The following is an 18,503-nucleotide window of genomic DNA, read 5'->3' on the forward strand; positions in this document are numbered from 1 at the left end:
CGGGGCGGTCCCGTCGCCGGGCGCGCCCTCCCCGTCGCTCTCGGCGGCGCCGTCCCCCTCGTCCGGAGAGCCCCCGCCGCCCTCGCCCGCGTCCCCCTCGCCCCTCTCGCCGGCCCCCTCGTCCGGGGCCGGCGAGAGGGGCGAGGGGGACGTGGGAGAGCTTCGACCACGCCGCCATGGTCGACGAGCTCGTCGACCATGGCGGCGTGGTCGAAGCTCTCCCAGGCCTCGAGCACGTCGGCGATGCGCGCGTGGGTCTCGGGGCGGCGCGGCATGAAGAGCGTGCAGCAGTCGGGCGCCGTCTGGCAGCAGATGTCATACGTGCCGATGCTGTGGGCGCGCGCGATGATCTCCTGCTTGTCCGAGCCGATGAGCGGACGCAGCACCGGCATGGTCACCGCCTCGTTGACGGCGGCGATGTTGTCGAGCGTCTGCGAGGCGACCTGCCCGAGCGACTCGCCGGTGACGAGCGCCTTGGCGCCCTCGAGCCGCGCGATGCGCTCGGCGACCTGCAGCATGACGCGCCGGTACATGATGATGCGCAGGCTCTGCGGCACCGCGAGCGAGATCTCGCGCTGGCGCTCGCCGAACGGTACGACGTAGAGGCGCCCGACGACGCCCGCCGGGGCGAGGGCGTCCACGAGGTCCTGGCAGAGCCACTCGCTCGTGTCCGAGGTCATGGGGCGCCCCGAGAAGTGCACGGGCACGCAGGTGGCGCCGCGGCGCCCCACCATCCAGGTGGCGACGGGAGAGTCGAAGCCGCTCGAGAGCAGCGTCACGACCTTGCCGGCGGTGCCGACGGGAAGGCCCCCCACGCCGGGCGCGGAGGCGGCGTAGACGAAGGTGCTGCCCTGCACCACGTGGACGATGACGGTGACGTCGGGGGTGTGGACGTCGACCTTCTTCTCGGGGAAGGCCTCGCAGAGGGCGGCGCCCACGATGCGGTTCATCTCGAGGCTGTGACGCTCGTAGGTGGTCGACGAGCGGCGCGCGTGCACCTTGAAGGTCGCGAAGTCGCCGGCCTCGCCGAGCGCGCGGACGGCGGCCGCGCAGTACTCCCCCTCGTCGAGCCCGCACTTGTAGGCGAGCGACACGCGCGCCACGCCGGGCACGCGCCGGATGGCGGCGGCGAGCTCCTCGGTCGCGCGCCGGTCCTCCGTCTCGACGGCGATGTGGCCGGAGATGCGCGCGATGCTCGACACCGGGAAGGGGCGCAGCGCCCGGTGCAGGTTGGTGACGAGCTGGTTCTCGAACGTGGAGCGGTTCTTGCCCTTGAGGCCGATCTCGTGGTAGTGGACGAGGCAGAGTCTCTCGGTCATGGGCACCCTTACAGGACGATCGCGTTGGCGCCCCGGATCTCCTCGTCGAAGTCCTCCTTGACGAAGCCCAGGGTGTCGTCCTCGATCTCCTGCATGGCGATGGACACCGGGTCCTTGCCGGACACAACGGTGGTGATGTCGTCGAAGTCCTGGATTGCCGTCACGCGCAGGTGCTGGCCGCGCACCATGTTGTTGATGTCGCAGGCGCGCTTCGACGCGATCGAGCAGAGCAGGAAGGGGTTGTGCTCGGTCTTGTCGAGCAGGGTGTCAATCTCGGGCTTGATCACAGACATCTTCCGTGTGACCTCCGTTGTTCTCGTAGGTTTCGATCACTTCTTGCAGCTCGGAGCAGGCGCGCTCGAGGTCGTCGTTGACGACGCGCACGTCGTAGCTCCCCGCCTGCTCGAGCTCGCCGCGCGCTCCCGCGAGGCGTCGCTCGATGGACGCCTCGTCCTCGGTGCCGCGCCCGCGCAGCCGGCGCTCGAGCTCCTCGGCGCTCGGCGGCTCGATGAAGACGAGCACGGCGTCGGGGACGGAGCGGCGCACGTTGAGGCCGCCCTGGACGTCGATCTCGAGCACGACGGAGCGACCCTGCGCCCGCACGCGCTCGACCTCCTGGCGCAGCGTCCCGTAGCGGTGGCCGTGGACCCACGCCCACTCGAGGAACTCGCCTGCCTCCGCGCGGCGGTCGAACTCGTCCTCCGAGAGGAAGTAGTACGCGACGCCGTCCCGCTCCCCGGGACGGGGCTCCCTCGTCGTGGCAGAGACCGTCAGGCCCAGGCGCGGGAGACGCTCGCGCAGCATCGCGACGAGCGTGCCCTTGCCCACGCCTGACGGCCCCGAGACGACGAAGAGCCGAGCCTCCCTCGCCAACTTACTTGGAGAGAGCCTCGACGAGCTGCTCGCGCTGGCGGGCGCCGAGGCCCTTGACGCGACGGGTGGCGGAGATACCCAGCTCGTCCATGATCTTGGCGGCCTTGGCCTTGCCGTAGCCGGGGAGGGACTCGATGAGGGTGGAGACCTTCATGCGGCTGGCGATGGGGTCGTCGGAGTCGAGGACGTCCTCGAGGGTGACCTTGCCGCTCTTGATCTTCTCGCGCAGCTCGGCGCGCTCGTGGCGGGCCTGGGCGGCCTTCTCGAGGGCGGCCTTGCGCTGCTCGTCGGTAAGCTGGGGTAGAGCCATGTGTTTCCTCCTTCAATCATGGGCCGGCGGAGCTGTCCTGCCGGCCTCGCAAGAAATCAGTTTGCCCATTTAGCTCACGTTTTGCAATACCTCTCCACCAAAGGTGCAGCTCAGAGGCAATCATTCACAGGGTGGGCGCAAAATCGGGGCCCTCCCGTGACCGAGCGGGGCAGGGGGGCGAGAGGGACGGCGGCGCCGCGGCGCAAGCCGGCCGCCCCGGGGGCCAGGGCGGCCGGGGCGCGTCGAGAGGGGCGCTACGCCATGAGCTCGGCGCAGATGGCGTCGAAGGCGGCCACCGGGTCCTCGGCGCCCGTGATCGGGCGACCGATGACCAGCTTGGAGGCGCCGGCCTCGATGGCGGCGGCGGGGGTGGCGATGCGCTTCTGGTCGCCGACCTCGGCGCCGGCGGGGCGCACGCCCGGGGTCACGATGAGGGCGTCGGGCCCGAGCAGCTCGCGCATCTGCGCGGCCTCCTGCGGCGAGCACACGATGCCGTCGGCGCCCGCGCCGTAGGAGAGCGAGGCCAGGCGCGCGACCTCCTCCGCGACCGGGGACGTCACGCCGATCTCGGCCAGGGCGTCCTGGTCCATGCTCGTGAGGACGGAGATGGCCACGAGCCGCGTGCGCTCGCCGCCACGGGCCTCGGCCGCCTCCTCGGCGCCGGAGCGGGCGGCAGCGACCATCGCGGAGGACCCCAGGCCGTGGATGGAGAGGATGTCGGCCCCGGTGAGCGACGCCGCGCGCACCGCGCCCTGCACCTGGAAGGGGATGTCGTGGACCTTGAGGTCGAGGAAGACGCGCAGGCCGCGCTCGCGCATGGCCTCCACGATGGCCGGTCCCTCGGCGTAGAAGAGCGTCATGCCCACCTTGACCCAGGTGGCCTTGCCGGAGAGCATGTCGGCGAGCTCGAAGGCCCGCTCGCGGGAGCAGTCCAGGGCGATGATGACCTTGTCGCTCGCCTGTTCGTACGTCAGCATTCCACAGCTCCAATCAACTCGTTGATGTCGGTTGCACCCTGCTCGGCCGCCCATGCGGCGAGGCCGTCCACGATGTCGGAGGCGGCCGTGGGGTCGTAGAAGCTCGCCGTGCCCACGCTGACGCTCGTGGCGCCCGCGAGGATCATCTCCGCGGCGTCGCGCCAGGTGGCGACCCCTCCCATGCCGTTGATCGGGATCTTGACGGCCTGCGCCGCCTCCCAGACCATGCGCACGGCGATCGCGTGGACGGCGGGCCCGGAGACGCCGCCGGTGGGCTTGGAGAGGCGGCTCCTCCTCGTGCGCACGTCGATCGACATGCCGTTGAGGGTGTTGATGAGCGACAGCGCGTCGGCGCCCTCCGCCTCGCAGGCGCGGGCGATCTCGTCGACGCGGACCGGCGCCATCTTGACGAGCAGCGGCCGGCGCACGCGCGGCCGCACCGCGCGCACGACCTCGGCCGCGCTCTCGGGCGTGCCCCCCACGAGCGCGCCGCCGCGGGCGATGTTGGGGCAGGAGATGTTCATCTCCACGCCGCTCGCCCAGGGGCAGAGCTCCTCGATGAGCTCCACGGCGGCGACGTACTCGTCGACGGAGTGCCCCGCCGCCTGCACGATCACGCGGCAGCCGCGCTCCTCGAGCCCGGCGAGGTACGCGCCGTACTGCTCGACCATGCCGGCCACGCCGGGGTTGGCGAGGCCGACGGTGTTCATCATGCCGCTCGGGACCTCGCACATGCGCGGCGCGGGGTTGCCGTCCCACGGCACGGCGGAGCAGCCCTTGGTCGTGATCGCACCGAGGCGCGCCACGTCGAAGAAGCCCTCGAACTGCTCGCCGAAGCCAAAGGTCCCCGAGGCGGTGCTCACGGGGTTGGCCATGCGGACGCCGCCGAGATCGACGGACATGCTCACCGAGCCCGGGTTCTTCTCGCTCACCACGCCACCTCCTCGGCGTCGAAGACGGGACCGTCCTTGCAGCAGGAACGGTAGGTGCCGTCGGCCATGGCGACGTTGCAGGTGTTGCACGCGCCGAAGCCGCAGCCCATCATGCGCTCCATGGAGACCCGGCACGCGACGCCGGCCTCGCGGCACAGGCGAGCCACGCCGGCCATCATGACCTCGGGCCCGCACGTGTAGACCACGTCGTAGCCGCCCTCGGCGAGGAGGTCGGCGAGGGCGGCGGTGGTGAACCCCGCCCGCCCGGCGCTGCCGTCGTCGGTGGTGACGACGACGCGGCCGGCGCCGAGGCCCTCGAGGACGTCGGCCCCCCAGAGCCTCCCGGCCGTCTGGGCGCCCACGACGGCGTCGAAGGCCACGCCGGCCCCCGCGAGCATGCGCGCGCAGGCGACGACCGGGGTGATGCCCACCCCGCCGGCGACCACGCACGCCCGGCGGGCGCCCGCGGGCAGGGGCCAGGGGTTGCCGCAGGGGCCGACCGCGGTCGAGGTCTCCCCCGCCGCCATGGCCGCGAGGCGACGCGTGCCGTCGCCCACCACGGCGTAGACGATCTCGACGGTGCCCGCCTCGCCGTCGGCGCGGCTGAACGAGAGCGGGACCCTCAGCACCTGGCTGGCGTCCCCCGGCACCGCGACGTTCACGAACTGCCCCGCCGAGAGCTCGCGCGCGAGGGCGGGGGCCGAGAGGACGACGCGCATGAGCCCCTCGGCCGCCGGCTCGTTGGAGACGACGGAGAACTCGTGCAGGCCGACTGCGGGCGCGCTCATCGCAGGACCCGCCTGACGGGGGTCACCACGCCGTCGGTGAGGGTGTGGCGGCCGGCGACGAAGACGTCGCAGGCGGCGCCGGCGAGCGTCGCGCCGAGCCACGCGGAGTTCTTGGAGCGGCTCTGCAGCCAGTCCTCGGTCACCGTGACCTCGGCGGCGGGGTCGATCAGCGTGAGGTCGGCGGTGCTGCCGGCCTCCACGCGCACCTCGGGCAGGCGCAGGCAGCGCCTGGGGTTGACCGCCATGACCTCGACGAGGCGCGACCAGCTCATCTTGCCGGGCAGCACGAGGTTGGTGAGCATGAGCGGGAGCGACGTCTCGAGGCCCACGATGCCGAAGAAGGCGATCTCCCACTCGCAGTCCTTCTCGTGCGGGGCGTGCGGGGCGTGGTCGGTCACGACGCAGTCGATCGAGCCGTCGAGGATGCCCTCGACGAGGGCCGCCGCGTCGGCGGCGGTGCGCAGCGGAGGGTTCATCTTGAGGTTGGTGTCGTAGGCGTCGGTGATGTCCTCCTCGCTGAGGAAGAGGTGGTGCGGGGTGACCTCGCAGGTCACCGGCAGCCCCTCGGCCTTGGCGGCGCGCACGAGCTCGAGGCCCTTCTCGGTGGAGATGTGGGCGATGTGCAGCGCGCAGCCGGTCATGCGGCAGAGCTCGATGTCGCGGTAGATCTCGAGCTCCTCGCCGAGCGCCGGCCAGCCGAACATGCCGAGGCGCGTGGAGGCGCGGCCCTCGTTGATGACGCCGTGCGTGGTGAGCGACTCGACCTCGCAGTGGGCGGAGACGACCTTGTCGAACTGCGAGACGTACTCCATGCAGGTGCGCATCATGCCGGCGCTCTGGACGCCGTGCCCGTCGTCGGAGAAGGCGACCGCGCCCTCCATGACCATGTCGCCGATCTCCGCGAGCGTCTGGCCCTTCTCGCCCACCGTGAGCGCGCCGATGGGGCGCACGTGGCAGAGCCCGGCGTGGCGGGAGCGGTCGATCTGGTAGCGGACCTCGGCGCCGTTGTCGGTCACCGGGTCGGTGTTGGGCATCGTCGCGACGTCGGTGAAGCCGCCGTGGGTCGCGGCGCGGGCGCCGGTCTCGATGGTCTCCTTGTACTCGAAGCCGGGGTCGCGGAAGTGGACGTGCATGTCGACGAGGCCGGGCACGAGGTACTTCCCGGAGGCGTCGATGACCTCCGCGCCCTCGGGCGCGTCGAGGGACTCGGCGACCGCGGCGACCTTCTCGCCGTCGATGAGGACGTCGCGAACGTCGTCGAGGCCCACCTGCGGGTCGACGACGTGGGCACGCTTAAGCAGATACGCCATTGTTCTCTCCTCCCAGAAGCAGGTACATCTCGGCCATGCGGGTCAGGACACCGGCGTTGACCTGGTCCAGGATGCGCGAGCGCGCGCAGTCGGCCACGTCGGCGTTGATCTCCATGCCGCGGTTCATGGGGCCGGGGTGGCAGATGATGGCCTCGGGCTTCATGCGGTTCACGCGCGCCATGTCGAGGCCCCAGAGGCGGTTGTACTCGCGCCTGGACGGGATGGCCGCGCCCTCCATGCGCTCGAGCTGGACGCGCAGCATGTAGACGACATCCATCTCGGGGATGACGGCGTCGAGGTCGGCGGTCTGCGGGACGCCGTAGTAGTCGGGGTCGTCGACCTGGAAGGTGGGCGGCCCCACGAGCGTGACGTCGGCGCCCATGGTCTTGAGGGCGGGCACGAGGCTGCCGCACACGCGGCTGTGCGAGAGGTCGCCGACGATGGCGACCTTGAGGCCGTCGAGGTGGCCGAAGTTCTCGCGGATGGTGTAGAGGTCGAGCATGGCCTGCGTGGGGTGCTGGTGCTTGCCGTCGCCGGCGTTGATGACGATGGCGTCGGTGTGCTCGGTGATCTTCTGCGGGGTGCCGGCGAGCCTGGCGCGGCAGATGAACATGTCGACGTTCATGGCGTCGATGGTCTCGATGGTGTCTGCGAGGCTCTCGCCCTTGACCACGGAGCTGGTGGCCCCGCCCATGGAGAGGGAGTCGGCCGAGAGGCGCTTCTCGGCGAGCTCGAAGGAGCTCTTGGTGCGCGTCGACGGCTCGAGGAACAGGTTGACGATCGTGCGGCCGCGAAGCGCGGGGACCTTCTTGATGGCGCGCTTGTTGACCTCCGAGAACGAGCGGGCCGTGTCGAGGATCTGGGTGATGTCGTCTGCGGTGAGGCTCGTCGTGTCGATCAGGTGTTTGACGGACAGCATCTAGGTGGCACCTCCTGTGCTCTGCGTTGGGGCGGCTACGCGACGGGTCGGGTCCAGATCTCGACGGAGTTGGACTCGTCGTAGGGCCGGATGGACACGCGGACGTCCTCCTCGTGGGAGGAGGGGACGTTCTTACCCACGTAGTCGGCGCGGATGGGCAGCTCGCGGTGGCCGCGGTCGACCATCACGGCAAGCTGAACGGTCTTGGGGCGCCCGAGGTCGATGAGGGCGTCGAGGGCGGCGCGGATGGTGCGGCCCGTGTAGAGGACGTCGTCGACGAGCACGATGTCGCGGCCGTCGACGTCGAACTTGATGTCGGTGCCGAACTCGACCGGGGCGATCCGGCGGCTCACGTCATCGCGGTAGAAGCTCACGTCGAGCGAGCCCACGGGCGGGCGGGTGCCCTCGATCTTGGCGATCTCGTCGGCGAGCATCGGCGCGAGCGCCGCCCCGCGGCGGACGATGCCGACGAGGGCGACGCCGTCGGCGCCCTCGTTGCGCTCGATGATCTCGTGGGCAATGCGGGTGAGCGCGCGGCTCATGGCCTGCTCGTCCATGATCTGGGCCTTGAGCTGAGGCTGTTCCATGGGACTCCCTTCTCACAAAAAGACGCCCTGCCGTACCCGGCACGAGCGTCACGTTAAGGCTATGAGAAGCGTCCCTGGGCGCGCCCGGGGGCCTGACCTTGCTGGCGTCTCGCACCGGCTTAAAAATCTTTTTTAGTGTACACCATGCGGGCGCGCGGGGCGCGCGGCGTCGCGAATCTGCGCGGCGCCGAGCCCGGCGGACCCGCGGCCGACGCGAGACGGGGGGCGGGTCGGGCCGGCCGGGCTAGTCGAGGCGCCGCGGGCGCGGCTGGAAGTTGACGGCCATCGTCGCGGCCTCGGCGCGGGTGAGCGCCGCGGGCGCGTTGACGTAGCCGCCGCCCCCGATGACCCGGCGCGAGACTGCCCAGGCCACGGCGTCGCGCGCCCACGGCGAGATGTCGTCCGCGTCGATGACCTCTGCGAGCGCGTCCTCGGCGGGCTCCGCGTACTCGCCGCGGGCGCGGGCAAGGCGCGCGAGCATCACCGCGAACTCCTCGCGGCTCGTGGCCGAGTCAGGGCGGAAGCGGGGCTCATCCCCGGAGGGGGTCACCACCCCGCGCGCGAGCGCCCAGTCGACGGCGCTCGCGTAGGGCTCGTCCCCCGACACGTCGGCGAAGACGCCTCGGGACGGCCCGGCGGCGGCGCCCACCGCCTCGCCCTCCCCCGCCGCCGCGTCGACGCGCGAGAGCAGCGTCACCGCGTCCGCGCGGCAGATCGCCTCCCCCGGGTGGAAGAGGTCGTCGGGGAGGTCGGCGAGGTAGCCCAGGTTGTACGCGCGCTCGATCGGCAGCGAGTACCAGGCCGCCGAGTTGACGTCGGCGTAGTGGCCGTAGCGGCGCACGGTGAAGCTGAACGTGGTCGCGAGCAGCTCGTAGCGCCCGCGGGCGTGGTCGGCGAGGTCGATCTCGACGGTGTAGGTGCCCTCGCCGATGGCCTCGCGCACGATCGTGCCGTCGTCGCGCCTGAGCGAGACCACGGAGTAGAGCGAGGGGTCGAGGGTGGCGTAGAAGTAGGCGTCCCCCTTGCGGACCTCGTAGCGCACCGCGGGCACGCCGAGCGGCATCCCCGTGTAGACCACGAGCTGCTGGTTCTTCTCGCCATCGGGGCCCTTCTCGGGGATCTGCCCGGTCGTGGGGTCGGCGGGGAGCAGCGCGTCGGCCGTGTCGGCGACCAGCCGGTCGATCACGATGCGCTCGCCGGTCACCGCGGGGGCCGGGTCGAACTGGGCGCGGTACGCCTCGAGCACCTCGCGCGAGGGGCCGTCCATGCGCATGACGCCCTTCTCGATCCAGATGACGCGGTCGCAGATGCGCGCGACCTGCGCCATGGAGTGGGACACGAACAGCACCGTGACGTTGCCGGAGTCGATGAAGCTCCTGATGCGATCCTCGCACTTCTGCTGGAAGAAGACGTCGCCCACCGAGAGCGTCTCGTCGACGATGAGCACGTCGGGCTCGGTCACCGTCGCGATGGCGAACGCGATGCGCGCCACCATGCCCGACGAGTAGTTCTTGAGGGGCATGTCCATGAAGTCCGCGAGCTCGGCGAAGTCGATGATCTCCTGGAGGTGCTCGTCGATGAACTCGCGGGAGTAGCCGAGCAGCGCCCCGTTGAGGTAGATGTTCTCGCGCGCGGTGAGCTCGAGGTCGAAGCCGGCGCCGAGCTCGATGAGCGGCGCGATGTTGCCGCGCACGTCGATCGTGCCCTCGGAGGGCTCGAGCACGCCCGCGATGCACTTGAGCATGGTGGACTTTCCCGACCCGTTGGTCCCCACGAGGCCCACGACCTCGCCGCGGCGCACCTTGAAGCTCACGTGGTCGAGCGCACGGAACTCCTTGAAGAACAGCTCGTGCCTCATGAGCTTGATGAAGTACTCCTTGAGGTTGTTGAGCTGCTCGCTGGCTATGTTGAAGATCATCGAGACGTCGTCGACCTCGATGGCGTAGTCCTTGGCGGCGGAGGCGGAGGTGTCTTGCATGGGTCACGTCCTCGGTGTGCGCTGGGTGAACAGGAACGGGCGGGGGCCGGACGGGCGGCCGGGCGCTAGATGAACAGGATGAACTTGTGCTCGGTGCGACGGAACACGGCCACGCCCACCGCGAGTGCCAGCGCGGCCCACGCGACGGCGAGAAGGACCACGATCGGCTCGGGGGAGGTCTGGTAGACGATCGCGCAGCGCATCATGTCGATGAAGTTGTACATGGGGTTCGCCTTGACAACCCACACCACGAGCTGCGGCGCGCCGGCGTTGGTGAGCAGCGACAGGTCCCAGAAGACCGGCGTGAGGTAGTTCCACGCGGTGATCGCGACGCTCCAGAGGTGAATCATGTCGCGGAAGAAGACGGCGGCGGCACCGATGAGCAGGCTGATGCCCACGCAGAAGACCGTCAGCAGCGCGAGGGCGGGGACCATCCAGACGACGTGCCAGGTGGGGACCACGCGGAAGAACAGCATGACGATGACCACGGCGATGAGCGAGAACCCGAAGTTCATGATCGCGGAGAAGACCTTCTGGACCGGGAAGACCCAGCGGTCGACCTTGACCTTCTTGAGCAGCGGGGCCGCGTCGATGATCGAGCGCAGGCCGCCGTTGGTGGCCTCGCTCATCAGCGAGAAGGTGATGTTGCCCACGATGAGGTAGAGCGGGTAGTTCTCGACGTTGGACCCGCGCAGGAAGTAGGAAAACACGAAGCTCATGATGATCATCATGAGCAGCGGGTTGAGCACGCTCCAGATGACGCCGAGCACCGAGCGACGGTAGCGGAGCTTGAAGTCCTTCGTCACGAGCTGCTGGAGGATGAAGCGGTCCTTTGCCCGCGTCCCGTTGGTGTGCGCGGCCCCCGCCGGGGCCATGGAGTCGTGGGTCAAGGTGCCTCCCGCGTGCGTGCGTCGTGGTTTCGCTGACGTTGGAAATCCTATCACAGCGCGTCGGGGGTCATAGAAACGGCAGAGTGGGGCCAGGCGCGAGGGCGCCGGGGTGCTTGGGCGGCCTCGTGTCCCGCGATGGGGGTCGAGCCCGCAGGTCAAAGGGCGCGTCAAAGACGCGCGCAAGCGGCGTGCGAAAGAAATCTCAAAATCTCGCTTGCATCCTGCGGGCGCATCTGTATACTCTTCTCTTGTGCAAACGCACCCCACCAATTCCCCGGTGGCGCAGTGGTAGCGCAGCTGACTGTTAATCAGCGTGTCGTAGGTTCGAATCCTACCCGGGGAGCCAGCAAAGTCGCAGGTCGGAGGCATTGATTGTCTCCGACCTGTTTTGTTGTCGCACCGGTCGCGGGGCCCGCCACCGCCGCCCGCGAGAACAGCACCCGCCCGCGAGAACCGCACCCGCCCGCGAGAACCGCACCCGCCTCCGCGGCGTTGACCAGACATGCGGGCGAGTGGGTAATCCGAGGGAGGCGCGTCTGCCGCGAGGGCGGTTTTTGCGAAGAAGACCCCATGATTGGGTGTCGACCCGAGGGTCCTTCTCTCCCCCTCCGTCATCCTCAGCCAAGAAAGGCACCCAGTTGGGTGGGAAACGCGGCGGACGGGGGCGCCGGGGCCACCCTCGGAGCCCTGGGGCGATGCCCTGCATCAAACTTTATACCCAATCGCATCGAGATCTCGCCCGAGAGGGCGATTGAGGCACGCAGGCGCGCCGGGGAGGCTCGGCGCGAGCCCGACCGGCCGCGGCGCGGTCCCGCGCGCGGGCTCACGCAGTGCGGCCCCGCAGGGTGCGGGGCCGCAGCTGAGACAGGTGTGTGGGGACGCTAGTCCTCCATGTAGTCCTTGAGGCGCCCGGAGCGGCTCGGGTGGCGCAGCTTGGCGAGGGTCTTGGACTCGATCTGACGGATGCGCTCGCGCGTCACGCCAAACTCGCGGCCGACCTCCTCGAGGGTGCGCGGGTGCCCGTCCTCGAGGCCAAAGCGGAACTTGATGACCTTGCGCTCGCGGTCAGCCAGGCCGTCGAGCACCTGGTCGAGCTGCTCGCGCAGCATCGAGTCGGACGCGGCCTCGGGCGGGGCCACGGCGGTGGAGTCCTCGATGAAGTCGCCGAGCTGGGAGTCCTCCTCCTCGCCGATGGGCGTCTCGAGGGAGACCGGCTCCTGGCTGATCTTCTGGATCTCGCGCACGCGGTCCGGGCTCATGCCCATCTCGGCGCCGATCTCCTCGGGAGTGGGGTCGCGCCCGAGGTCCTGGAGCAGCTGGCGCTGCACGCGGATGAGCTTGTTGATGGTCTCGACCATGTGCACCGGGATGCGGATGGTGCGCGCCTGGTCAGCGATGGCGCGGGTGATGGCCTGGCGAATCCACCACGTGGCGTAGGTGGAGAACTTGAAGCCCTTGGTGTAGTCGAACTTCTCGACGGCGCGGATGAGGCCGAGGTTGCCCTCCTGGATGAGGTCGAGGAAGAGCATCCCGCGGCCCACGTAGCGCTTGGCAATGGAGACGACGAGGCGCAGGTTGGCGCTGATGAGCTGCTGCTTCGCGTCAAGGCCCACCTGCTCGATGCGCATGAGGCGGCGCTGCTCCGCGCGGGTGAGCTCGATCTCGCCGTTCTCGGCGGCCTCGAGCTTTGCCGTGGCGTCGGTGCCGGCCTCGATCTTCATGGCGAGGTGGACCTCCTCGGAGGCGGTCAGCAGGTCGACCTTGCCGATCTCCTTGAGGTACATGCGCACCGGGTCACCCGTGAGCATGACGGTGGAGGTGTCCTGGCGCCGCGCGCGTGCCCGGCTGGAGCGCTTGGGCTTGGCTGCCTTGGCCTTGGGGACCGAGCGGAGGGCCTCCTTGACGGCCTTGGCCTCGGCCGCGCTCTCGGACTCGCCCTCCTCGTCGTCGGAGAAGCCGTCGTCGACGGCGTCGTCGTCGTCGAAGTCGTCGTCAGCGTCGTCGTCGACGGAGAAGTCCCCCGCCGGCTCCGAGCCGCCGCCCACCTCGACGCCGCGGGCGCGCAGCGCGTCCATGAGGTCAGAGAGCTCCTCGGCGTCGACGTCGACGTCGCGCAGGGCGAGCTGGACGTCGTCCTCGCTCACGCTGCCCGAGCGCACCGAGCGGGCGATCTCGTCCACGACCCTGGAGAGCTCGTCGGAGAGCTTGACATCTGCCTTCGTCTTCTTGGTACCAGCCACGTAAATCCCCTTCGACGCATGAACGCTCAAAAGTATACCCAAAACTATTCCTCGGAAACTGAGGAAATCTCGCGAGAGAGCTCGGCGACGCGGCGCTGGAGGACGGTCGCCTCGCGGAAGAGCCGCTCGGAGTCCTCGTCGGGCGTGCCCGAGCCCGAGAGCTGCGCGCGGATCTGGCGCACGCGCCGCCTGCACGAGCAGAGCTCGGCGGTGTCGACGATGAGGTCGAGCTTCTCGCTGTCGCTGAGCTCGCCGTCGCTCATCACCCGCCCTCCCGAGAGGATCCGCGGGGCCTCGGGCACCACCGCGCTCGCCGCGGCGACGACCTCGGCCGGGCTCGTGCCCTCGGGCGTCGAGAGCATGGCCCACGCCATGGCCTCGTGACGCGCGTCTGCCCAGAAGAGCGACGCGATGCGCTCCTCGTAGGGCCTCAGGGCGTCCGGGCGCTGGGCGAGCGCGCTGAGCAGCTCGCGCTCCGCCGTGACCTGCATGCGCTCGTCGGCGGAGAGCGCGGAGAGCGGCGCCGACCGGGGCTCCGCGCGCCATGCGGGCCGGGGGGCCGGGGGGTCCTCGCGCGACGCCGGCGCCGGGACGAGAGGCCGCGCGCTGCGGACGGTCCTCGTCGAGCTGGCGGAGAGCGCGGAGAGCGGCGCCTCGCGCGCGGGGGCCGGGCGGGCGGGCGCCTCGGGCGCCGGCGCGCCGTCCTCGTACGCCTCGGCGGGCACGTAGTCGTCGGGGCCGAGCTCGTCGGAGCCGGGGCCCGCGGCCCAGGCGCCGGCGTCGCGCGAGGACCCCCCGGCCCCCCGGCCCGCATGGCGCGCGGAGCCCCGGTCGGCGCCGCCGCCGGGACGAGAGGCCGCGCGCTGCGGACGGTCCTCGTCGAGCTCGACCACCTTGGCGTCGCGGATGGCGCGCTTGGTCTCGCTCACGTCCATGCCGAGCGTGTCGGCGAGGCGCGTGGCGTACTCGTCGAGCAGCACCGAGTGCTTGAGCGGCGCGAGCAGCGAGGCCATGTCCTCGAGCGCGCGGACGCGCCGGCCCGGAGCCGAGAGGTCGTGCGCGGCGAGGCGCTTCTCGAAGACGAAGTCCATGAGCGGGCGCGCGGCGTCGAGGACGGGGCGCAGGGCGTCCGCCCCCCGGACCGCGAGGAACTCCATCGGGTCCTGGTTGTCCGGCAGCACCACGCACAGGAGCGCGGCGGAGGTCTTGTCGAGGTAGCGCACCGCGCGCTCCGCCGCGCGCTGCCCCGCCGCGTCGCCGTCGAACATGCAGATGATCTTGCTCACGCGCTGGCGCTCCATGAGGCGGACGTGGTCGAGGCGAAACGCGGTGCCGAGGGCGGCGACGGCGTTGGTGAAGCCGGCCTCGTGCATGGCGATGACGTCGGTGTAGCCCTCGCAGACGATGGCCACCCCCGTGGCCGCCATCGTCTCCTTGGCGCGGTCGTAGGCGAAGAGGTGCTTGCCCTTGTTGAACGCGGGGGTGTCGCGCGTGTTCACGTACTTGGCGACCCCGTCGCGCTTGGCCCCCAGGACGCGCCCGCCGAAGGCGATGGTGCGCCCGAGCTCGTCGTGGATGGGGAACATCACGCGGTCGTAGAAGCGGTCCGTCACCCGGCCGGATCGGTCGTAGGCGAGGTCGGCGGCGATCATCTCCGCCTGCCCGAAGCCCTTGGAGCGAAGCCGCGCCACGAGCTGCCCGCGACCCGGAGCGTAGCCGAGGCCCCACCTGCGGCACACGTCCGAGCCGAAGCCGCGCCCCGAGAGGTAGCGGCGCGCGGCGTCCGGGCCCTCGCCGCGGCCGCGCATGAGCATGAGGTGGTAGAAGGACTCGGCCTCGCCGAGCGCCTCCATGAGGCGGGTCTTGCGCGGCCCGCGCCCGGCCCCGCGCTCCTCGGCGAGCTCGATGCCCGCGCGGTCGGCCAGGTAGCGGATGGCATCGGGGAACTCGAGGCCCTCGCGCCGCTGGACGTAGGAGAAGACGTCGCCGCCCTCCCCGCAGCCGAAGCAGTGCCAGAGGCCCGTGGCGGGGTTGACCTTGAACGAGGGGGTCTTCTCGCCGTGGAAGGGGCAGCACCCCCAGAACTCCTGCCCGCGCTGCCGCAGCTCCACGGTCTCGCCGACGAGCTGCACGAAGTCGGTGGCCTGGCGGACGCGCTCCTTGTCCTCCTCGGAGATCACGAGTCCCCCTCCCCCAGCAGCGAGACCCCGCGCTCGCCGAGCGTCGCGCGCACCCAGCCGACGTTGCCGAGGACCGTGCGCTCGAGCTCCTCGAGCGACGCAAAGCTGCGCGGCTCGCGCAGCCAGCGAGCGAAGACCACGCTGACCTCCTCTCCGTACAGGCTGCCCTCGAACCCCAGGAGGGTGGCCTCCAGGAAGGCCGCGTCGCGCTCCCCGGGCGAGAAGGACCTCGGCTTGCCGACGTTGATCGCGGCCGGCCAGGCCATGGCCCCGACCGCGACGAAGCCGGCGTAGACACCCTCGGCCGGAAGGCAGAGGGACTCGTCCACGGCGACGTTGGCCGTGGGGAAGCCGAACCCCGTCCCCTCGCCGCGGCCGTGCTCCACCCGTCCGCTCACGTAGTGGCAGCGCCCGAGCAGGCCCGCCGCGTCCTCGACGCGGCCCGCGCGCACGAGGGAGCGCACGCGCGTCGCGCTGATCGGGGCGCCCCCCTCGTCGGCGAGCTCCATCCCGATGACGTCGAACCCCTCGCGCGCCCCGACGCGTCGCGGAAGACGCGGCCGGTCACGGCGCCGCCGAGCAGCTCGAGCTCGCGCGCGCCCCATGTGCAGTCCACGGCGACGAGCGAGGCGCGCACCAGCTCGCGCGCGCCTCGCTCGTCGCCGTGGACACTCGAGGTCGACGAGCGCGTCGAGGGCGCCGCGCACGAAGCGCTCGTACGGGAGCGCCGCGAGCTCGGGCGTGAAGTCGAGGACCACGAGGGCGTCGGCGCCGGAGAGCTCCATGACGGCGTGCTGGCGGACGGCTGGCGGGAGCAGCGCGTCACCGGGGCGCCCCGGGGCGAGGACGTCGGCGGGGTCGGGAGAGAAGGTCACGACCGCGAGCTCGGCGCCGCGGGCGTCGGCCTCGTACCTCGCACGGCCGAGCAGCGCGGCGTGCCCGCGGTGCGCCCCGTCGAAGGCCCCGACGGCGCAGACGGCGCGCGGGCGCGCGAGGGGCTCGCCCCAGGGAGCGCGGCGCAGCGGGAAGGTCGCGCCCCCCGACGCGTCGCGGAAGACGCGGCCGGTCACGGCGCCGCCGAGCAGCTCGAGCTCGCGCGCGGCCCATGTGCAGTCCACGGCGACGAGCGAGGCGCGCACCAGCTCGCGCGCGCCGACGGCGCCGAGCGGGCGGTCGGGGGCGAGGGCGAGGAGCGCGGAGCGGAGGTCCCCCGCACCCGCGCGGCTCATGGGCGCACCCCCTCGATGGCCTGCGGGAAGTTCGTCTCGCAGACGAGGAAGCGGCCCTCCCGGCGCCAGATGCCCGCGAGGCCGCCGCCAAAGGTGAGCGCCACGCGCCCGGGCGCCTCGTCGCGCGCGTCGAGGCGCCGCCCGCACGACACGTCGGCGATCTCGGTCACGGCGAGCTCGCGCGCGGGCAGGCCGAGGACGGCGACCGGGTCGAGGCAGCGCTCGCGCACGAGGTCGGCCCCGCCGGCCTCGAGCTCGTCGAGCGAGAGGCAGTCGACGAGGCTCACCGGCCCGGAGAAGACGCGGCGCAGCGACCCGACGTGCGCGCGGCAGCCGAGCGCCCGCCCGAGGTCCCGGGCGATGCTGCGAACGTAGGTCCCCTTTGAGACGTCGAGGTCGACCACCCAGGCGCGCTGCTCGGGGAGCACCGCGACGAGGTCGGCCCCGTGGACGCGCACGCGGCGCGGGGCGAGCTCGAGCGCCTCGCCGGAGCGCGCGGCGTCGTAGGCGCGCCGCCCGCCCACCGAGACGGCCGAGTACGCTGGCGGCACCTGGTCGTGCTCGCCCACGAGCGCGGCGACCTCGCGCCCGGCGCGCCCGGCGTCGAGCAGCTCGGGCCCCACCTCCGCGCTCGCGACGACCTCGCCCTCGGCGTCGTCGGTCGTGGTCTCCGCGCCGAGGCTGATGGTCGCCCGATACCCCTTCCGATCGAGGGTGAGCATGCCGAGGAGCTTGGTCGCCTGGCCGATGCCCACCACGAGCACGCCGGTGGCGGCGGGGTCGAGGGTGCCGGCGTGGCCCACGCGCCGCTCCCCCACCGCGCGGCGGACGCGGGAGACGACGTCGTGGCTCGTCATGCCGGCGGGCTTGTCGACGGCGATGAGCGCCGAGAAGGCGCTCGGACGCCGGCTCAACGGGCGCCCTCCCCGCAGCGGGGCGCGCCCGTCTGGGCCCCTCCGGTCGCGTAGAGGGCCCGGAGCTTGGGAAGCACGGTGGAGAGGGCCTGGTCGATGTCCCCCTCGACGGTGAACCCGGCCGCCGCCGGGTGCCCGCCGCCGCCCATCTCGCGCGCGATGACCGAGATGTCGCGGTCGGACTTGGCGCGCAGGTTGCCGCGCACGAGCCCGCCGGGCACCTCCTTGAGGAACAGCGCCACCTCGCAGCCGTCGACGCGGCGCACGAGGTCGACGAGGCCGTCGCACTCCGCGACGGGGACGCCCGTGGCGGCGAGGTCGGCCGAGGTCGCGTAGCTGTAGGCGATCCTGCCCTGCTCGAAGGTGACGATGCGCCCCATGACGGTGGCGGAGAGGTGCAGGTACGCGAGACGGTCGCTCTGATAGACGTGCAGGGACACCTCGGAGGGCGAGGCGCCGGCCTCCACGAGCGAGCTCGCGACGCGGAACGCCTCGCCGTTGGCGTTCTGGTACTGGAAGCAGCCCGTGTCGGTCATGAGGGCGCAGAGCAGGTTCTGCGCGATGGAGGGCGTGAGGGCGCAGCCCACGTGGCGGGCGAACTCGGCCACGATGACGCCGGCCGCCGCAGCGTCGGGCCGCACCACGCCGGCGTCCCAGCAGGGCTCGTCGCAGGGATGGTGGTCGAGCACGGCGACCCGCGCGGAGCGCTCGAGCACCGCGCGGGCGTCGGCGAGGCGGCTCGGCTGCGAGAGGTCGACGCAGATGAAGAGGTCGGGCGCGCCCTCGAACTCGCGGGCGCGCACGTAGCGCTCCGCGCCGGGGAGAAACGCATAGGTCCTGGGGACCACGTCGTTGTCCGCCAGCAGGCACGTGACCTCGCGCCCCGGCCAGCTGCGCTCGATGATCTCGGCGAGCGCGAGGCCGGAGCCGAGCGCGTCGCCGTCGGGCGAGGTGTGCGCGCAGATCGCGATCGTGCGGGCGCCCTCGACGAGGCGGGCGATCGCGTCGAAGCGCTCGCCCTGGCCCATGCGGTCGGATGCCTCCCCCATGCGAGCCC

General features: G+C 71.6%; 16 protein-coding genes, 1 tRNA gene and 2 pseudogenes. 1 reads left to right on the plus strand and 18 read right to left on the minus strand.

The genetic code is table 11. The annotated features are described in order from the left end of the window. Positions 1 to 98 precede the first annotated feature (98 nt). The 13 genes and pseudogenes from thiI to BQ7106_RS03110 form a co-directional block, all read right to left on the minus strand. Positions 99 to 1,319, minus strand: a pseudogene (thiI, locus tag BQ7106_RS03040) (tRNA uracil 4-sulfurtransferase ThiI); the annotation flags it as partial. 8 nt (positions 1,320 to 1,327) lie between these two features. After that, positions 1,328 to 1,612 (minus strand): DNA-directed RNA polymerase subunit omega, encoded by a 285-nt coding sequence (locus BQ7106_RS03045; protein WP_072371092.1) that lies wholly within the window; start codon positions 1,610 to 1,612, stop codon positions 1,328 to 1,330. Then, positions 1,587 to 2,192: a guanylate kinase gene (gene gmk / locus BQ7106_RS03050; protein ID WP_072371105.1), complete on the minus strand. Its 606-nt coding sequence runs from the start codon at positions 2,190 to 2,192 to the stop codon at positions 1,587 to 1,589. The genes BQ7106_RS03045 and gmk overlap by 26 nt, the downstream gene beginning before the upstream one ends. A 1-nt stretch (position 2,193) precedes the next feature. After that, entirely contained in the window at positions 2,194 to 2,502 is a 309-nt protein-coding gene (gene mihF, locus BQ7106_RS03055) for an integration host factor, actinobacterial type (protein ID WP_072371109.1), read from the minus strand. A gap of 254 nt (positions 2,503 to 2,756) precedes the next feature. Further along, the gene (pyrF, locus tag BQ7106_RS03060; protein ID WP_072371112.1) at positions 2,757 to 3,479 is read right to left on the minus strand and encodes an orotidine-5'-phosphate decarboxylase; all 723 of its coding nucleotides are present in this window, start codon (positions 3,477 to 3,479) and stop codon (positions 2,757 to 2,759) included. Beyond that, the gene (locus BQ7106_RS03065; RefSeq protein ID WP_072372011.1) at positions 3,473 to 4,381 is read right to left on the minus strand and encodes a dihydroorotate dehydrogenase; all 909 of its coding nucleotides are present in this window, start codon (positions 4,379 to 4,381) and stop codon (positions 3,473 to 3,475) included. Before BQ7106_RS03065 ends, pyrF begins: the two co-directional genes overlap by 7 nt. A 26-nt stretch (positions 4,382 to 4,407) precedes the next feature. Further along, positions 4,408 to 5,199: a dihydroorotate dehydrogenase electron transfer subunit gene (locus BQ7106_RS03070; protein WP_205407659.1), complete on the minus strand. Its 792-nt coding sequence runs from the start codon at positions 5,197 to 5,199 to the stop codon at positions 4,408 to 4,410. Next, on the minus strand, positions 5,196 to 6,509 hold the full coding sequence (locus tag BQ7106_RS03075) for a dihydroorotase (RefSeq protein WP_072371115.1): 1,314 nt from the start codon (positions 6,507 to 6,509) through the stop codon (positions 5,196 to 5,198). The genes BQ7106_RS03070 and BQ7106_RS03075 overlap by 4 nt, the downstream gene beginning before the upstream one ends. Then, positions 6,493 to 7,428, minus strand: a complete 936-nt coding sequence (locus tag BQ7106_RS03080) for an aspartate carbamoyltransferase catalytic subunit (RefSeq protein WP_072371118.1) — start codon at positions 7,426 to 7,428, stop codon at positions 6,493 to 6,495. The genes BQ7106_RS03075 and BQ7106_RS03080 overlap by 17 nt, the downstream gene beginning before the upstream one ends. A gap of 35 nt (positions 7,429 to 7,463) precedes the next feature. Next, positions 7,464 to 8,015, minus strand: a complete 552-nt coding sequence (gene pyrR / locus BQ7106_RS03085) for a bifunctional pyr operon transcriptional regulator/uracil phosphoribosyltransferase PyrR (protein ID WP_072371121.1) — start codon at positions 8,013 to 8,015, stop codon at positions 7,464 to 7,466. A 244-nt stretch (positions 8,016 to 8,259) separates the two neighbouring features. After that, entirely contained in the window at positions 8,260 to 9,078 is an 819-nt protein-coding gene (locus tag BQ7106_RS11240) for an S-layer homology domain-containing protein (RefSeq protein WP_240307435.1), read from the minus strand. Positions 9,079 to 9,234: 156 nt separating this feature from the next. Then, a pseudogene (locus BQ7106_RS11245) lies at positions 9,235 to 9,993 on the minus strand (ABC transporter ATP-binding protein); the annotation flags it as partial. A gap of 65 nt (positions 9,994 to 10,058) precedes the next feature. Then, a complete protein-coding gene (locus BQ7106_RS03110; protein ID WP_338001492.1) occupies positions 10,059 to 10,883 on the minus strand; it encodes an ABC transporter permease in 825 nt (274 codons plus the stop codon). Between the two features lie 271 nt (positions 10,884 to 11,154). Between BQ7106_RS03110 and BQ7106_RS03115 the strand changes: the two genes are divergently transcribed. Then, positions 11,155 to 11,229: transfer RNA gene (locus tag BQ7106_RS03115), tRNA-Asn, on the plus strand. Between the two features lie 535 nt (positions 11,230 to 11,764). Here the strand turns inward: BQ7106_RS03115 and rpoD are convergent. Genes rpoD through BQ7106_RS03140 form a run of 5 tightly spaced genes read right to left on the minus strand, consistent with a single transcriptional unit; the run spans position 11,765 to position 18,495 of the window. Beyond that, a complete protein-coding gene (gene rpoD, locus BQ7106_RS03120) occupies positions 11,765 to 13,123 on the minus strand; it encodes an RNA polymerase sigma factor RpoD (RefSeq protein WP_072371124.1) in 1,359 nt (452 codons plus the stop codon). A gap of 44 nt (positions 13,124 to 13,167) precedes the next feature. Further along, positions 13,168 to 15,303 carry a DNA primase gene (gene dnaG / locus BQ7106_RS03125; RefSeq protein ID WP_072371127.1) on the minus strand — a complete coding sequence of 712 codons (2,136 nt, stop codon included), beginning with the start codon at positions 15,301 to 15,303 and terminating at the stop codon, positions 13,168 to 13,170. After that, positions 15,300 to 16,532, minus strand: a complete 1,233-nt coding sequence (locus tag BQ7106_RS03130) for a riboflavin kinase (protein WP_072371130.1) — start codon at positions 16,530 to 16,532, stop codon at positions 15,300 to 15,302. Before BQ7106_RS03130 ends, dnaG begins: the two co-directional genes overlap by 4 nt. Continuing rightward, positions 16,529 to 17,446, minus strand: a complete 918-nt coding sequence (gene truB, locus BQ7106_RS03135) for a tRNA pseudouridine(55) synthase TruB (protein WP_240307416.1) — start codon at positions 17,444 to 17,446, stop codon at positions 16,529 to 16,531. The genes BQ7106_RS03130 and truB overlap by 4 nt, the downstream gene beginning before the upstream one ends. Further along, positions 17,443 to 18,495: a DHH family phosphoesterase gene (locus BQ7106_RS03140; protein WP_072371133.1), complete on the minus strand. Its 1,053-nt coding sequence runs from the start codon at positions 18,493 to 18,495 to the stop codon at positions 17,443 to 17,445. The genes truB and BQ7106_RS03140 overlap by 4 nt, the downstream gene beginning before the upstream one ends. Positions 18,496 to 18,503: the final 8 nt, after the last annotated feature.

This window comes from Thermophilibacter mediterraneus, assembly GCF_900119385.1.
Taxonomy (GTDB): domain Bacteria; phylum Actinomycetota; class Coriobacteriia; order Coriobacteriales; family Atopobiaceae; genus Thermophilibacter; species Thermophilibacter mediterraneus.

Bases quoted from the DNA above. Each gene is read 5' to 3' on its own strand.
- BQ7106_RS03045 (WP_072371092.1), bottom strand. From the start codon at position 1,612: ATGTCTGTGATCAAGCCCGAGATTGACACCCTGCTCGACAAGACCGAG.
- mihF (WP_072371109.1), bottom strand. From the start codon at position 2,502: ATGGCTCTACCCCAGCTTACCGACGAGCAGCGCAAGGCCGCCCTCGAG.
- pyrF (WP_072371112.1), bottom strand. From the start codon at position 3,479: ATGCTGACGTACGAACAGGCGAGCGACAAGGTCATCATCGCCCTGGAC.
- BQ7106_RS03065 (WP_072372011.1), bottom strand. From the start codon at position 4,381: ATGTCCGTCGATCTCGGCGGCGTCCGCATGGCCAACCCCGTGAGCACC.
- BQ7106_RS03070 (WP_205407659.1), bottom strand. From the start codon at position 5,199: ATGAGCGCGCCCGCAGTCGGCCTGCACGAGTTCTCCGTCGTCTCCAAC.
- BQ7106_RS03075 (WP_072371115.1), bottom strand. From the start codon at position 6,509: ATGGCGTATCTGCTTAAGCGTGCCCACGTCGTCGACCCGCAGGTGGGC.
- BQ7106_RS03080 (WP_072371118.1), bottom strand. From the start codon at position 7,428: ATGCTGTCCGTCAAACACCTGATCGACACGACGAGCCTCACCGCAGAC.
- pyrR (WP_072371121.1), bottom strand. From the start codon at position 8,015: ATGGAACAGCCTCAGCTCAAGGCCCAGATCATGGACGAGCAGGCCATG.
- BQ7106_RS11240 (WP_240307435.1), bottom strand. From the start codon at position 9,078: ATGCCGCTCGGCGTGCCCGCGGTGCGCTACGAGGTCCGCAAGGGGGAC.
- BQ7106_RS03130 (WP_072371130.1), bottom strand. From the start codon at position 16,532: ATGAGCCGCGCGGGTGCGGGGGACCTCCGCTCCGCGCTCCTCGCCCTC.
- BQ7106_RS03140 (WP_072371133.1), bottom strand. From the start codon at position 18,495: ATGGGGGAGGCATCCGACCGCATGGGCCAGGGCGAGCGCTTCGACGCG.